We start from the raw sequence: 15,578 nt of genomic DNA, 5'->3' as shown, positions 1-15,578 counted from the left end.
AATGAAAAAAAATATAAATATACAATCTTGCGTAATTGCAGCTGCTTTAGGCGCAATGCTCTTCACCGCATCATGTAAAAAAGATTTTCTTAATGTACCACCTCAGGCACAACAGCCATCAGTAAATTTCTGGCAAAACCAGGATGATGCGTTAAAAGGTGTAAATGCAATTTACGCAAACTTACGCAGCTGGAACAATGTGGCGTTTAACGCCATTGCTATCGAAAGCACAGGATCTGACGAGGCAGATAAAGGCAGTACACCAACGGATGCTACTTTCTTTAATCTTTATGACCAGTTTACCGTAACATCTACACACGGAACACTACAAGATTTCTGGACAGGTCAATATCAAAATATTAATCTTTGCAACCAGGTATTGGATAATGTACCAAACATTAATATGGATGCAACGCTTAAAGCCAGGTATTTAGCAGAAGCAAAATTTGTTCGTGCATATTCTTACTTTAGGTTGGTTAGGGCTTATGGACGAGTTCCATTGAGACTGAACATTCCTAAAGATAATACAGAATACAATGTTCCACAGGCAGAAAGAACTGCTGTGTATGCGCAAATTGAAAAGGATTTAACGGAAGCTGCTGCTGCACTACCGCAATCTTATGGTGCTGCAGATTTAGGCAGAGCAACACGAGGTGCAGCTTTGGGTATGAGAGCGAAAGTTGCCATGTACCAGAGTAAATGGGCAGATGTGCTAGCGCTTACCAACCAGGTAATGGGTTTAGGTTACGATTTATTTCCTGATTTCGAAAAAGGCTTCAGAACACAAAATGAAAATAGTGTAGAATCTTTATTTGAGGTACAGGCTGAATTGCTACAAAGCAATGCTGATGCTTCAAACTCTCAGTATAGCCAGGTACAAGGTGTTGCAGGTGTAATGGGATGGGGTTTTAATACACCATCTGCGGAATTGGCAGCAGCTTTCGAGCCTGGTGACCCAAGAAGAGATGCAACCATCTTATTCAAAGGCGAAACTACGCCACAAGGCGATCTAATTCCTACTTCTGTTCCTAACGAACGCTATAACCAGAAATCTTATGTACCTTTTAACACCAGGGTTTCCGGTTTCAATGAGGGTGCACAACAGAATTTTAGGGTTTTGAGATTTGCTGATGTATTGTTAATGAACGCAGAAGCAGCGAACGAATTGGGCAACCCATCACAAGCATTAACTTCTCTTAACAGAGTACGTAGAAGAGCAAGAGGAGGTAACGATGCTATTTTACCAGACGTTACCACTACAGACCAAACCGCATTGAGAAATGCCATCTGGAGAGAAAGACAAGTAGAGTTAGCCATGGAAAATGATCGCTATTTCGACGTGATCAGACAAGGAAGAGGTACTCAGGTTTTTGGTCCTAAAGGATGGAGAGCTAATAAAAATGAAGTTTGGCCAATTCCACAAACAGAAATAGATTTAAGTGGAGGTTTGCTTACGCAGAATCCTGGTTACTAAAAATAATTAATTTGCTAAAGGTTGCCAGTCCATCTGGCAACCTTTTTTCTTTTCTTAGCTATGTTAAAAATTAATCATATACTATTCTCGTCTCTCCTTTTATTTTCACTTACTTCTTGTGCCCAAAAAGAAAAACCAGCCGAAACCACCAGTCTTTCCATTAAGAAAGGCCTATCGGATGATGAATTATTGGATGTTGTTCAAAAACAAACCTTCCAGTATTTTTGGGATGGTGCAGAACCAACATCTGGTGCCGGAAGGGAGCGTTACCATGTAGACAATGTTTACCCGGAAAATGACAAAAGTACTGTAGCAACCGGAGCAACAGGCTTTGGTTTAATGGCCCTATTAAGCGGTATCGACAGGGGTTACGTTACCAAAGAAGAGGGTTTGGCCCGCTTAAATAAAATTCTTGATTTCCTTGCTAAAGCGGATCGTTTCCATGGTGCATGGCCACATTGGATTTATGGCGAAACGGGTAAGGTTCGCCCCTTCGGACAAAAAGATAATGGCGGAGATTTAGTTGAAACATCATTCGTGGCCCAGGCGCTGATTTGTATTGATGCCTACTATAAAAATGGCTCTGCTGCAGAAAAAGCATTGGCTAAAAAAGCAGATAATCTTTGGAGAGGAATTGATTTTAACTGGTACCGAAACGGAAACCAAAACGTACTTTATTGGCATTGGTCGCCAGAATATAAATGGGAAATGAACTTTCCGGTTAAAGGCTATAACGAATGTTTAATTATGTATGTTTTAGCAGCCTCTTCTCCTACGCATACCGTTCCTGCTGAAGTTTATCATGAAGGCTGGGCAGACAAGGGCGCTATCAAAGCAAACTTTGAGGTTTATAATCATCCTTTTACTATAAAATATCAGGGTCAAAAAAATGGTGTAGGTCCGTTATTCTGGGCACACTATTCTTACCTGGGTTTAAATCCTAAAGGATTAAAAGATCGTTATGCCGATTACTGGCAAAATAATGTAAACCATACTTTAGCCATCCATGATTATTGCGTAGCTAACCCTAAAAAGTTTAAAGGATATGGCGAAAATAACTGGGGATTAACAGCGAGTTATTCGGTAAAGGGATATGCAGCCCATAATCCACAAGAAGATTTCGGAGTAATCTCCCCTACCGCAGCAATTTCATCTATTCCATATACACCAAAGGAATCGATGAAAGTGATACGTCATCTTTATGAAGACCTTGGCGACAAAGTCTGGGGCAAATATGGATTTTACGATGCCTTTTCAGAAACTGATAACTGGTATCCGCAGCGCTACTTAGGAATAGATCAGGGCCCGATGGTGGTCATGATTGAAAATCACCGTTCTGGTTTGCTTTGGAAATTGTTTATGAGCAACCGAGATGTACAAAAGGGATTGACAAAATTAGGATTTGAAAGTCCGGAGATAAAAAAGTAATAAAGTTAGAATGACGGAGTCCACCTTAACACGAGCCGGGAATGCCTCGTAAGTCCATTCAACCCTAAAATAACATGAGAACAGCCATACTCACGCTTTTATTTTTCACTTCGTTTTTGACTGCATTTGGGCAAAAGCAAAAAACGTATTGTAATCCAATCAATTTGGATTATGGATACACGCCATATGAATCGTTTACCGAATGGGGCAAACATCGCGCTACAGCCGATCCGGTGATCGTGAACTATAAAGGTGACTTTTTCCTTTTCAGCACTAACCAGTCGGGCTACTGGCACAGTCCAGACATGCTGAACTGGAAGTTTGAGGAGCGTAAATTTCTTCGCCCCTGGAATAAAACAAAAGACGATCTATGCGCCCCTGGTGTTGGCATTGTAGGCGATACCATGGTGGTTTTCGGTAGTACTTATACTAAAAATTTCACCCTTTGGGGAAGTACAGATCCGAAAGGAAACAAATGGTTTCCATTGGTAGATTCTTTGGAAATTGGGGGTTGGGATCCTGCTTTCTTTACTGATGACGATGGCAAGTTTTACATGTATAATGGCAGCAGCAATAACTATCCAATGTATGGCGTGGAGCTTGACCGCAAAACTTTCAAGCCAAAGGGAACCCGCATGCCAATGTATCTCCTCGAAAGCTGGCGTTATGGCTGGCAACGTTTTGGCGAGTACATGGACAATACCTTTCTTGATCCTTTTGCTGAAGGCGCATGGATGACGAAACACAATGGGAAATATTATTTTCAATACGGCGCACCTGGTACGGAGTTCAGTGGCTATTCTGATGGTGTAGTTGTGGGCAATAAACCTCTGTTTTATGATACACAGTTTACGCCCCAATCCGATCCGCTAAGTTATAAGGGGGGTGGATTTTCCCGCGGTGCAGGTCACGGTGCAACCTTTCAGGACAATGCCAAAAATTATTGGCATATTTCTACCAGCATCATTTGTGTAAAAAACACCTGGGAACGAAGAATGGGCATTTGGCCAACAGGCTTTGATCAAGATGATGTCATGTGGACGAATACCGCTTTTGGAGATTATCCACTTTACTTACCCTCAGAACGTAAGGAAAACGGGCCTGCCGGGCCAGGATGGATGTTGATTAATTATAAAAAGCCTGTCACCGTTTCTTCAACACTTGGCGGTTTCTATGCCAACAATGCCGTTGATGAAAGTATTAAAACCTATTGGAGCGCGAAGACTGGAAACAGTGGAGAATGGATTCAGACCGATCTCGGAAGCTTGGCTACCGTAAATGCCATCCAGATTAACTACGCAGATCAGGATGCTGAATTTCTGGGTAAACAAACTGGAATCTTTCATCAATATCAAATCCTTACTTCTACTGATGGAAAGAAGTGGACGCTCCTCGTAGATAAAAGCAAAAACAAAACGGATGTTCCCCACGATTATATCGAACTGCAAAAATCGGTAAAAACAAGGTTCATTAAAATGGTCAACCTGCACATGCCTACCGGGAAGTTTGCCATTAGTGGCTTACGGGTTTTTGGGAATGGAAACGGCGAAAAACCATCAGCAGTTAAAAACCTGATTATACTAAGAACAGAAAAAGACAAGCGAAGTGCTTACATCAAATGGCAACCTGTAGATAATGCTTTCGCTTACAATTTATATTATGGCACCGCGCCGGATAAATTATATAACTGCATCATGATTCATGATTTTAACGAACATTGGTTTAAAGCAATGGATAGTCAAAAAGCTTATTATTTTGCCATTGAAGCCATCAATGAGAATGGTGTTTCGGCAAAAACAGCCGTAAAAAAAATAGAGTAATTTTTAAATATAGCTCTGGCACATAGCTCCCGCTCGTTCCATAGCTCACGCTCGTTTCTAACGAGCGTGTAAATAGCCAATCGCCTCTGGCGATTAACAATAAAAACGCATTACCATGATGCACTCGTCGGAAACGCGTGCAAACAATAAATAGTTGACAATTTTAAAAGAATAAAACACACATTAGCGCTCACGCTCGTTTCTAACGAGCGTGAAATAGCCAACCGCCTCTGGCGATTATAGATAAAATCGTAATACCATGATGCACTCGTCGGAAACGCGTGCAAACAATAATAGTTAACAATTTTAAAAGAGTAAAACACACATACAATGAATAGAGCGAAAATCCTGATTATTTTATTAGCATCCTTTGCGCTGAACGCATCAGCACAAAACAAAAAAACGGTCTCCCCGGAAGAGGCAAAGATGAACACCTTCATAGATAAGCTGATGGCTAAAATGACTGTCGATGAGAAAATCGGCCAGTTAAACCTGCCAAGTTCTGGTGATATTACCACCGGACAAGCAAACAGCAGTGACATTGGTAAAAAAATCGAAGCCGGGCAAGTTGGTGGTTTATTCAACATCAAGGGGGTAGAAAAAATAAGAGCCGTACAAAAAGTTGCCGTGGAGCAGAGCAGAATGAAAATTCCATTGCTTTTCGGAATGGATGTTATTCACGGTTACAACACAGTATTCCCAATTCCTTTGGGGGTAAGTTGCATTTGGGACATGGACCTGGTACAAAAAACGGCGAGGGTTGCAGCCATAGAAGCCAGCGCTAGCGGCATCAACTGGACTTTCTCTCCCATGGTTGATATTTCACGCGATCCTCGTTGGGGAAGAATTTCGGAAGGAAGCGGCGAAGATACCTACCTGGGTTCAAAAATTGCAGCAGCCATGGTGAAAGGTTACCAGGGTAAATTGCAAGCCAATAACGAAATTTTAGCTTGCGTGAAGCATTATGCCTTGTATGGAGCAGCCGAAGCTGGTAGAGATTATAACACTACTGATATGAGCAAGGTAAGGATGTATAACGAATACTTCCCCCCATATAAAGCAGCTGTAGATGCAGGTGCAGCTAGTATTATGGCATCATTTAACGAAGTGGATGGTATCCCGGCAACCGGAAGTAAGTGGTTAATGACAGACGTTTTGCGAAACCAATGGGGTTTTAAAGGTTTTGTGGTAACAGATTATACCGGGATTCCTGAAATGATTGCGCATGGAATGGGCGATTTGCAAACCGTTTCTGCTTTAGCTATGAACGCAGGTATAGACATGGATATGGTCGGCGAAGGATTTTTAGGAACATTGAAAAAATCATTAGCAGAGAAAAAGGTAAGTATTAATGAAATTAACAGGGCTTGTCGTTTAATTCTTCAGGCGAAATATAAATTAGGCCTCTTTACAGATCCTTATAAATTTTTAAGTACAGAACGTGCTGAAAAAGAAGTTTTCAATGCAGAAAACCGTCAGGTAGCACGTGAAATTTCTGCAGAAAGTTTTGTGTTGCTAAAAAACAAAAACAACATTTTACCACTTAAAAAAACGGGTACAATTGGTTTGATTGGCCCACTAGCAGATAATACCGCAAACATGTACGGCACCTGGAGTGTTGCCGCTTTGTTTGATAAATCAGTTACTGTACTCCAAGGTTTAAAAAATGCTTTAGGAAACGATGCGAAAATTTTAACCGCACGTGGCGCTAACTTCCTGGCAGATTCTACTATGGAGCAACGGTATGTAAATGTTCATAATCCAACTTACAAACGTGATCCGCGTACTGAAGCCGAAATGATCAAAGAGGCTTTAAAAGTTGCCGAAAAATCTGATGTAATTGTAGCCACAGTTGGTGAAGGTTCAGAATTTACTGGCGAGAGTAGCAGTGTTACAGACATCCAGATTCCGGAAACACAGAAGAACTTATTGAAAGCATTGGCCAAGACTGGCAAACCAGTTGTGTTGGTTTTATTTACTGGTCGTCCTTTGGCATTGAACTGGGAAGAGGAAAATATCCCAGCGATTCTAAATGTATGGTTTCCTGGTAGTGAAGCAGGAAATTCTATTGCCGATGTTTTATTTGGCAAGGTTAATCCATCAGGAAAATTGAGTACTACATTCCCTCAGAACGTTGGTCAGGTGCCAATTTACTATGCACATAAAAACACTGGTCGCCCGCTCGCAGAAGGAAAATGGTTTGAAAAGTTCCGTTCCAATTACTTAGATGTAAGTAACGATCCATTGTATCCATTTGGATTTGGTTTGAGTTATACTACTTTTGATTATAGCGATATCAAATTAAGTTCGACTACTTTAACAAAAGGAAAATCCATCACGGCATCTATTACCTTAAGCAATACGGGTAAATATGATGGTAAAGAAGTGGTTCAGTTGTATACCCGAGATTTGGTGGGCAGCATTACCCGCCCGGTTAAAGAATTGAAGGGCTTCCAAAAAGTGAGTTTAAAAGCTGGTGAAAGCAAAACTATTAGCTTCAGTATCTCAGAAAATGACCTTAAATTTTACAACTCAGATTTAAAGTTTGCAGCTGAACCAGGAGATTTTAAGGTATTTATCGGAACAAATTCCAGAGATGTGAAAGAAGCATCATTCTCGTTGAAATAACGCAACACACATACAGTAACCCTACCCTGATCTATTGCAAAATGGTCAGGGTTTTTTATTTTTGTGATATGAATAAGATATGCCTTACGCTTCTTTTACTGCTTATAGGATCAATATTAAATGCTCAGGATTTAAAGAAATACGATCGCGGAAGCTTTATTAAGGGGAAAGACTCCATTTATTATAGAATCCTTTTTCCAGAAAATTTTAATCCTACCCAAAAATATCCCATCGTATTTGTATTACATGGCCGCGGCGAAAGTGGAAACGATAATGAAAAACAATTAACGCACGGCGCTAAATTATTTTTGGAAGATGATGTACGCAAAAACTTTCCTGCCATAATCGTATTTCCACAATGCCCTGTGGAGAGTTATTGGGCCAATGTAAATATTACCACGAATGAAAAGGGCAAACGTAATTTTAGTTTTGTGGAGGATGGTAAACCAACCAAAGCCATGCATGCATTAAAAGGCATGGTGAAAAATTTTCTCAGAAAGCCTTATGTTGATAAGAATCAAGTGTATGTTGGCGGCCTTTCTATGGGTGGGATGGGTACTTATGAAATGCTAAGGAGACAGCGAAGAACATTTGCCGCGGCTTTTGCCATCTGCGGCGGTGATAACACCAATAACATTAAAAAATATCAAACCGTACCACTATGGATATTTCACGGGGGTAAAGATGATATTGTAGATCCGGCATTTTCTATGGCCATTGCTGAACGGTTAAAAACAGTTGGCGGAGAAGTGAAGTTTACGCTTTATCCTGATGCCAACCACAACAGTTGGGATAGTGCATTTGCAGAACCTGAATTATTACCCTGGTTGTTTAGTCATAAGAAAAGATAGTTGTTGGTATTAGCGCAATTTACACCCAGTTAAGCCTTCCCACTAAATCTCCGTTCTACTTCAATCGGCCTCACCAATTTTTGGAAATAGCTTTTCCAAACCAAACCACCAAATTCAATAAAAAGATTTTAAGCCGACAGTTTTGTTTCTTTTGCTGTCAAAAAAAGCCCGTCCGGCAATTAAAAATTGCAATTATAAACCTCGCAGGTTTTGAAAACCTGCGAGGTTTGAGTGTTTCTATTCAGCCATATTATGATAAACCGCTTGCACGTCATCATCCTCTTCCAGCTTATCAATTAATTTCAATACATCAGCAGCTTGTTCTTCGGTCACTTCATGATGAGATAAAGCTATCCGCTCCAGTTTTGAGCTTTTTAGTTCAATCCCTTTTTCTTCTAAGGCCTTTTGTAGAGGACCAAAATTCTCGAAAGCACCTTGAGCAACGGCCACATCATTTCCATCTTCATCAGCTTCTACATAAAGCTCTTCCAATCCGGCATCAATCAGTTCGAACTCTAATTCTTCCAGGTCCAAACCCTCAGCAGGGGTGAAACGGAAAACAGATTTGCGGTTGAAAACAAAATCTAATGATCCTGTTTTACCTAACGATCCATCCGTTTTGTTAAAATAACTACGAACATTGGCAACGGTACGATTGGTATTATCAGTAGCCGTTTCAATTAAAACCGCAACACCATGAGGGGCGTAACCTTCATAAACGATTTCTTCGTAATTGGCCATAGATTTATCAGAAGCACGTTTGATTGCTGCTTCTACCCTATCCTTCGGCATATTCACAGCCTTTGCATTTTGCATCGCCGTACGTAAACGGGAGTTGGTTTCCGGATGAGGCCCTGCATCCTTAACTGCCATTACAATATCTTTTCCAATACGCGTAAATTGAACCGCCATTTTGGCCCAACGCTTAAATTTTCTTTCTTTTCTAAATTCGAATGCTCTTCCCATTATAGTATCAAGTATTTGGTATCAGGTATTGAGGGTTAATAGTATCAAGTATTTGGTATCAAGTATCAAGACGAGGAACTAAACCTTGTGATTAGAAGTTAGTACTTAGTATTAAAACTATGAACATAGCTCTACATGTTTAACCCTCAAGCTAATTTATTTATTTTTTTTTAAAACTTATGTCCTCAGCTTTAGTCTTTTAGCATTTATCATTCAGCTTTAGTCTTTTAGCTTTAGTCTTTTTTTAGCTTTTCTTCAGATTATGTAACATATCTTCCGTCATTTTCGCTAAATCAAATTCTGGTTTCCAACCCCAATCTTTAGTTGCAAAACCATCATCAATAGAACGCGGCCAACTATTTGCAATCTGTTGACGTGGATCATTATCGGCGTAAGTTAAGGTAAAATCCGAAATATGTTTCCTGATTTCGGCTGCTAGTACTTCAGGCGTGAAACTAATCCCGCCAAAATTGTAACTGCTGCGCACAGAAATCTGATCTGCAGGCGCATCCATCAGCTCGATGGTTCCACGGATAGCATCATCCATGTACATCATTGGCAGTTCAGTTTCAGCGTTTAAAAAACTCTGATAACTTCCTTTTTTCAATGCTTCATGAAAAATATGAATAGCATAATCCGTTGTTCCACCACCTGGGGCAGCCTTCCAGCTAATTAATCCAGGATAACGGATACTTCGAACATCCAAACCATATTTTTGATGGTAATATTCACACCAACGTTCGCCAGCCAACTTGCTAATTCCGTAAACAGTGTTTGGGTCCATTACACAAAATTGTGAAGTATTATCCTTCGGAGAGTTTGGTCCGAAAACAGCAATCGAACTTGGCCAATAAACCTTTGCAACCTTATACTCCAGCGCCAAATCTAGAACATTCAAAAGACCATTCATGTTTAAATCCCAGGCTAACTTTGGATTTTGTTCTCCTGTTGCCGATAATAAAGCAGCTAAAAGATACACCTGGGTAGGCTTATATTTTTTAAAAATGCCATTGATCATTTCCTTATCAAGTACATTTACAAATTCAAAGGGTGCAGAATTTTTAATATCATAATCGGGTCTGCGAATATCACAGGCAACCACATGATCATCACCATATATTTTACGTAACATGGTAACCAATTCGGTACCAATCTGCCCATTAGAGCCCAAAACAATAATTTTTTCCTGCATATTTTTTCTAAGAATGTGCAAAGGTAAAAAAATGGCACAAAAGGCTGTAAAATATTTGAACTAAGCACCAGGTATTTATAGGTCTGATTATAAACAAATCAATATTTATGGAAACTGCTCTAGATCAAAAAAATAAATGATAACTTTTATTACTGTTAAGCGATGATGATTGATCATAAAAACTGAACAATCACGCCAATTAAAAGCTGGAAAATCATTAAATTGCCTTGAAGAAAAGAAAACAAAATAAAAAAAAAGCTTTCAAAAGCTTCAGGCATGAAAATTTATTAGCAAAACCAGCCTTTATATATGGTTAATGTAAATAGTACACGAAGTAATCAGCCTATAAAAACTCATAATAAATGTACTTAAGACGGTAATATGATGGTTATTTAGAATAATTCTATTTAGTAACAATCGCATTGCGAATTGTTAATTAAAGCTTTCATATTTAATTAATATGCCTTTTTTTTTCTAATATTACTCATTCAACGCATAAATAACCAATATATAAAAATACAAAAACGATGCACAGAAGAGAAGCACTCAAAAACGTTGCATTTTTACTGGGAGGAGCCATCTCAGCGAGCACAATGGGCGTTCTATTTGAAAGTTTTACACTTCCTGAAAACGAAAAGAATTTTGTTTCATTTTCGGTACAGGATCAGAAAATTTTCGCAGAATTTGCCGACATTATTGTCCCAACAACTAAATCATCAGCTGGCGCTAAAGCCGCAGGCTTAGGCAAATTCATTCCAATGATGATGCAGGATTGCTACCCGAAAGAAATGCAAACTTCCTTTGCAAGGGGTTTCAAACAACTTCAGGACAAGTCGATGCAAGATTTCAAAAAAAGTTATGTAGCCTTAACCGTTCCTGAACGAACCAAACTAATGGTTGATTTAAGGTTAATGTCTATCGCAGACAAAGAAGCAAAATCAGAAGAAAACAAAGACCTGATTTACTTTTTTACCACCGCAAGAGATTTAACCTTGTTAGGCTATTACTCTTCAGAAATTGGATGCACAAAAGCACGTGAATATGTTCTTGTTCCAGGAAGATTTGACGGCAACACCAAGCTTAAACCTGGACAAAAATCCTGGGCTACCTAATTTCTAAACTACAACGACAAAACATCATGAATTTAAATACAAATTTAAAAGAAGAAAATACATACGATGCTATTGTAATAGGATCGGGGATTAGTGGCGGCTGGGCTGCAAAAGAACTTACAGAGAAAGGCCTACGTGTTTTGATGCTCGAGAGAGGAATGAACATTGAGCACATTACCGGCTATGAAACGGCAATGAAAAGCCCTTGGGAATTTGAACATGCAGGTAAGTTAACAGAAGAACAAAAGCGTACCCACCCGGTACAAAAAAGGGATTATCCTTACAGCGAAGCCAACGAAAAATGGTGGGTAAATGATTTGGAATGTCCTTATACCGAAGATAAACGTTTTGATTGGTATCGTGGTTTTCATGTAGGTGGAAAATCATTAATGTGGGGCCGTCAGAGTTACCGCTTAAGTGACGAGAATTTCGGAGACAACGCAAAAGATGGTCACGGGAGTGACTGGCCAGTGCGTTATAAAGAACTTTCGCCATGGTACGATTATGCAGAAAGATTTGCAGGCATTAGTGGTTCGAAAGAAAACTGGCCAACCTGTCCGGATGGTGAATTTTTACCACCAATGGACTTAAATATTGTAGAAAAATCAGTAAAAGCCCGTATAGAAGAACACTATAAAAGAGAGCGTATCATGATGATTGGTCGCGTGGCCAATTTAACGGTACCTCATAAAGGTCGTGGAAACTGTCAGTACCGTAACTTATGTAGCAGAGGTTGCCCATTCGGCGCCTATTTCAGTACCCAGTCTTCTACTTTACCTGCTGCAATGGCAACTAAGCGTTTAACGTTAAGACCCTACTCGATAGTAAATCACATCATTTACGATAAGGATACTAAAAAAGCTAAAGGGGTAATGGTGATTGATGCAGAAACCAACAAAACAATGGAATTCTATGCAAAGATCATCTTTGTAAACGGCTCTACGCTAGGTTCGACATTCATCTTGTTAAACTCTACTTCAGAAGCTCATCCAAATGGATTAGGTAACGGTAGCGGACAATTAGGACATAACTTAATGGATCACCATTTCCGTTGCGGCGCATCTGGCGAAGCAGAAGGTTTTGATGATCGATACACTTATGGTCGCCGTGCAAACGGAATCTATATTCCTCGTTATCAAAACATCGGCAACGATAAACGCGATTATCTGCGTGGTTTTGGTTACCAGGGCGGTGCAAGCAGAGCCAATTGGCAAAGTGATGTAGCTGAGTTATCTTTTGGTTCAGGTTTGAAAGAAAAAATGACCAAGCCAGGTAAATGGAGCATGGGTTTAGGAGGCTTCGGCGAAATGTTACCTTACTATGAAAACCACGTTTACATCGATAAAACCAAAAAAGATAAATGGGGCCAGCCCGTATTAGCTATTGATTGCGAATACAAAGAGAACGAGAAAAAAATGCGTGTAGATATGATGAATGATGCTGCTGAAATGTTAGAAAAAGCAGGCATGAAAAACATCCAAACTTACGATGCAGGTTGCTATCCAGGTATGGCTATCCACGAAATGGGTACAGCACGAATGGGTAACGATCCTAAAACTTCCGTGCTTAACAAATGGAATCAGATGCATGAGGTAAATAACGTATTTGTGACGGATGGTGCTTGTATGCCTTCAATCGCATGTCAAAACCCTTCATTAACATTTATGGCTTTAACCGCTCGTGCTGCTGATTATGCAGTTAAAGAATTAAAGAAAAATAATATATAGAAAGGTTTGAAGTAAAAGGCTTAAGGTGTAGGGATTTTAAACTTCTTACCCTTAAGCCTTATGCCTTACACCTTATTCCTTGAAAATGAAAAGAAAACTAAGAATGGGCATGATAGGAGGCGGTAAAGACGCCTTTATCGGCGCCGTACATCGCCTTGCAGCAAACATGGATGGTTTAATAGAACTATCTGCGGGTGCTTTAAGTGTAAATCCTGAAGTTGGATACGAATCTGGTAAATTATTATTCTTGCCAGATGATAGAATCTACAAAAATTACGAACAGATGCTCCAGGCAGAAAGTGAACTGCCAGCAGATCAAAAAATAGATTTCGTTACCATTGTTACCCCAAATTTTGCCCACTTCGCTCCGGCAATGATGGCGCTAGAACTGGGTTTTAATGTCGTAATTGAAAAACCAATGACCCTCACTTTAGATGAGGCTAAACAGTTACAAGCAAAAGTAAAAGAAACGGGTTTAACACTCTGCTTAACGCATACCTATTCGGGTTATCCGATGGTAAAACAAGCCAGACAAATGGTTAGTGATGGCCTGCTGGGAGCGGTAAGAAAAATTATAGTAGAATATCCGCAAGGTTGGCTGAGCACTTTATCAGAACGTGAAGGAAATGCACAAGCAGCGTGGCGTACAGATCCATCTAAAACCGGTAAAAGTGGTAGCATGGGTGATATTGGTACACATGCAGCACATTTAGCCGAATACATTTCGGGCTTAAAAATCTCCAAAATTTGCGCTGATTTAAATATAGTTGTTCCAGGTAGAGCCATTGATGATGATGGAAATGTATTATTGAAATTTGACAACGGATCTAATGGTGTATTAATAGCATCGCAAATTGCAGCTGGCGAAGAAAATGCGCTAAAGATTAAAGTTTATGGCGAAAAAGGCGGTTTAGAATGGCATCAAATGGAGCCAAACACGCTTTTAGTAAAATGGTCTGATTCACCCGCACAGATTTATAGAACTGGAAATGGCTACATGGGAAGTTTTGCAAAACACAATACCCGCACACCAGGAGGCCACCCTGAAGGTTATTTAGAAGCTTTTGCTAATATCTATAAAAACTTCGCCCTTACAGTAAATGCTAAACTGAATAACGAAGAACCTACTGCTGAAATGCTGGATTTCCCAACAACCGAAGATGGTGTTCGTGGAATGGCTTTTATTGAAAACGTAGTAAACTCCAGCCAATCAGACCAAAAATGGTGGGACTATAAAATTTAAAAATCAGCATGACAACAATACAAGGACCAGCGGTATTTTTAGCGCAATTTATTAGCGATGAGGCACCATTTAATTCGTTAGATAACATTTGTAAATGGGCAGCAGATCTAGGATTTAAAGGAATCCAGATGCCAACGCTTGACAAGCGGTTTATCGATTTACAAAAGGCTGCAGAGAGTAAAACTTATGCAGATGAGTTAAAAGGCACTATTGCTTCTTATGGCTTGGAAATCACTGAACTTTCTACGCATTTACAAGGTCAACTGGTAGCTGTTCACCCTGCTTATGATGATTTATTTGATGCGTTTGCACCAAAGGAAGTACATAAAAACCCAAAAGCCAGAACGGAATGGGCTGTACAGCAGATGAAATATGCTGCACGAGCATCACAAAACCTGGGGTTAAACGCACATGCAACCTTTAGTGGCTCATTGCTTTGGCAATATTTTCATCCATGGCCACAACGCCCTGCAGGCTTGGTTGAAGAAGGTTTCGCAGAACTGGGAAAACGCTGGATGCCCATTCTAAATGAATTTGATCATTGTGGTGTGGATGTTTGTTATGAAATCCACCCTGGTGAGGATTTATTTGACGGTGAAACTTATGAAATGTTTCTTGCTGCGGTGAACAATCATAACAGGGCATGCTTATTGTATGATCCATCACACTTTGTGTTACAACAATTGGATTATATTCAATACATCGATATTTACCATGAAAGAATTAAAGCTTTTCATGTAAAGGATGCAGAATTTAACCCAACAGGGAAACAGGGTACTTTTGGAGGTTATCAGAGTTGGGCAAATCGTGCAGGAAGATATCGTTCTCCGGGTGATGGGCAGGTAGATTTTAAAACCATTTTTAGCAAATTGGCACAATATGATTTTAAAGGCTGGGCAGTGATGGAATGGGAATGTTGTATTAAAAATCAGGAAGACGGTGCCCGCGAAGGTGCTGAATTTATAAAAAATCACATCATTAAAGTAACTGATAAAGCATTTGATGATTTTGCAGCATCAGGTAGTGATAGCGCTTTCAACAAAAAAATATTAGGATTATAGGACTAACACTACAAACATGAAATCTTGCTTGTTTGGCTCCAATTGGCTGAAATAGCAGGTTAGCGTGCGAGTAAAA

General features: G+C 39.8%; 11 protein-coding genes. 9 read left to right on the top strand and 2 right to left on the bottom strand.

Annotated features, from left to right (window positions below):
- Window position 1: 1 nt before the first annotated feature.
- The 5 genes from SOM16_RS14575 to SOM16_RS14555 all read left to right on the top strand — a co-directional run bounded on the left by SOM16_RS14575 (window position 2) and on the right by SOM16_RS14555 (window position 8,201).
- Window positions 2-1,474 (top strand): RagB/SusD family nutrient uptake outer membrane protein, encoded by a 1,473-nt coding sequence (locus SOM16_RS14575; RefSeq protein ID WP_320464727.1) that lies wholly within the window; start codon window positions 2-4, stop codon window positions 1,472-1,474.
- A gap of 60 nt (window positions 1,475-1,534) precedes the next feature.
- Window positions 1,535-2,902, top strand: a complete 1,368-nt coding sequence (locus SOM16_RS14570; protein WP_320464726.1) for a glucoamylase family protein — start codon at window positions 1,535-1,537, stop codon at window positions 2,900-2,902.
- A gap of 74 nt (window positions 2,903-2,976) precedes the next feature.
- Window positions 2,977-4,722: a discoidin domain-containing protein gene (locus tag SOM16_RS14565; protein WP_320464725.1), complete on the top strand. Its 1,746-nt coding sequence runs from the start codon at window positions 2,977-2,979 to the stop codon at window positions 4,720-4,722.
- 330 nt (window positions 4,723-5,052) lie between these two features.
- Window positions 5,053-7,350, top strand: coding sequence for a beta-glucosidase BglX (bglX, locus tag SOM16_RS14560; protein WP_320464724.1), 2,298 nt, complete (start codon window positions 5,053-5,055; stop codon window positions 7,348-7,350).
- A gap of 68 nt (window positions 7,351-7,418) precedes the next feature.
- Complete coding sequence (locus tag SOM16_RS14555; RefSeq protein ID WP_320464723.1) at window positions 7,419-8,201, top strand: prolyl oligopeptidase family serine peptidase; 783 nt, start codon at window positions 7,419-7,421, stop codon at window positions 8,199-8,201.
- A gap of 237 nt (window positions 8,202-8,438) precedes the next feature.
- Here the strand turns inward: SOM16_RS14555 and SOM16_RS14550 are convergent, their stop codons facing one another.
- Together SOM16_RS14550 and SOM16_RS14545 are read right to left on the bottom strand one after the other, a co-directional pair.
- Window positions 8,439-9,167 carry a YebC/PmpR family DNA-binding transcriptional regulator gene (locus SOM16_RS14550; RefSeq protein WP_154278758.1) on the bottom strand — a complete coding sequence of 243 codons (729 nt, stop codon included), beginning with the start codon at window positions 9,165-9,167 and terminating at the stop codon, window positions 8,439-8,441.
- A 244-nt stretch (window positions 9,168-9,411) separates the two neighbouring features.
- On the bottom strand, window positions 9,412-10,359 hold the full coding sequence (locus SOM16_RS14545) for an NAD-dependent epimerase/dehydratase family protein (protein ID WP_320464722.1): 948 nt from the start codon (window positions 10,357-10,359) through the stop codon (window positions 9,412-9,414).
- Window positions 10,360-10,886: 527 nt separating this feature from the next.
- On the opposite strand from SOM16_RS14545, the gene SOM16_RS14540 reads away from it, so the two are divergent.
- The 4 genes from SOM16_RS14540 (at window position 10,887) to SOM16_RS14525 (ending at window position 15,502) form a co-directional block, all read left to right on the top strand.
- Window positions 10,887-11,471 carry a gluconate 2-dehydrogenase subunit 3 family protein gene (locus SOM16_RS14540; RefSeq protein ID WP_320464721.1) on the top strand — a complete coding sequence of 195 codons (585 nt, stop codon included), beginning with the start codon at window positions 10,887-10,889 and terminating at the stop codon, window positions 11,469-11,471.
- A 26-nt stretch (window positions 11,472-11,497) separates the two neighbouring features.
- Window positions 11,498-13,198 carry a GMC family oxidoreductase gene (locus tag SOM16_RS14535; protein ID WP_320464720.1) on the top strand — a complete coding sequence of 567 codons (1,701 nt, stop codon included), beginning with the start codon at window positions 11,498-11,500 and terminating at the stop codon, window positions 13,196-13,198.
- An 85-nt stretch (window positions 13,199-13,283) separates the two neighbouring features.
- Window positions 13,284-14,441 (top strand): Gfo/Idh/MocA family oxidoreductase, encoded by a 1,158-nt coding sequence (locus SOM16_RS14530; RefSeq protein ID WP_320464719.1) that lies wholly within the window; start codon window positions 13,284-13,286, stop codon window positions 14,439-14,441.
- 8 nt (window positions 14,442-14,449) lie between these two features.
- Window positions 14,450-15,502: a sugar phosphate isomerase/epimerase family protein gene (locus tag SOM16_RS14525; protein ID WP_320464718.1), complete on the top strand. Its 1,053-nt coding sequence runs from the start codon at window positions 14,450-14,452 to the stop codon at window positions 15,500-15,502.
- The last annotated feature ends 76 nt before the right edge of the window (window positions 15,503-15,578 follow it).

It is taken from the genome of Pedobacter sp. CFBP9032 (assembly GCF_034045265.1).
In the GTDB taxonomy this organism is placed as follows: domain Bacteria; phylum Bacteroidota; class Bacteroidia; order Sphingobacteriales; family Sphingobacteriaceae; genus Pedobacter.
Note: the sequence above shows the minus strand (reverse complement) of the source record. Positions and strands in the feature narration are given on the sequence as shown.

What these genes read in the sequence shown, in the direction of transcription:
- SOM16_RS14575 (WP_320464727.1), top strand. Translation starts at nt 2, where the DNA reads ATGAAAAAAAATATAAATATACAATCTTGCGTAATTGCAGCTGCTTTA.
- SOM16_RS14570 (WP_320464726.1), top strand. Translation starts at nt 1,535, where the DNA reads ATGTTAAAAATTAATCATATACTATTCTCGTCTCTCCTTTTATTTTCA.
- SOM16_RS14565 (WP_320464725.1), top strand. Translation starts at nt 2,977, where the DNA reads ATGAGAACAGCCATACTCACGCTTTTATTTTTCACTTCGTTTTTGACT.
- bglX (WP_320464724.1), top strand. Translation starts at nt 5,053, where the DNA reads ATGAATAGAGCGAAAATCCTGATTATTTTATTAGCATCCTTTGCGCTG.
- SOM16_RS14555 (WP_320464723.1), top strand. Translation starts at nt 7,419, where the DNA reads ATGAATAAGATATGCCTTACGCTTCTTTTACTGCTTATAGGATCAATA.
- SOM16_RS14550 (WP_154278758.1), bottom strand. Translation starts at nt 9,167, where the DNA reads ATGGGAAGAGCATTCGAATTTAGAAAAGAAAGAAAATTTAAGCGTTGG.
- SOM16_RS14545 (WP_320464722.1), bottom strand. Translation starts at nt 10,359, where the DNA reads ATGCAGGAAAAAATTATTGTTTTGGGCTCTAATGGGCAGATTGGTACC.
- SOM16_RS14540 (WP_320464721.1), top strand. Translation starts at nt 10,887, where the DNA reads ATGCACAGAAGAGAAGCACTCAAAAACGTTGCATTTTTACTGGGAGGA.
- SOM16_RS14535 (WP_320464720.1), top strand. Translation starts at nt 11,498, where the DNA reads ATGAATTTAAATACAAATTTAAAAGAAGAAAATACATACGATGCTATT.
- SOM16_RS14530 (WP_320464719.1), top strand. Translation starts at nt 13,284, where the DNA reads ATGAAAAGAAAACTAAGAATGGGCATGATAGGAGGCGGTAAAGACGCC.
- SOM16_RS14525 (WP_320464718.1), top strand. Translation starts at nt 14,450, where the DNA reads ATGACAACAATACAAGGACCAGCGGTATTTTTAGCGCAATTTATTAGC.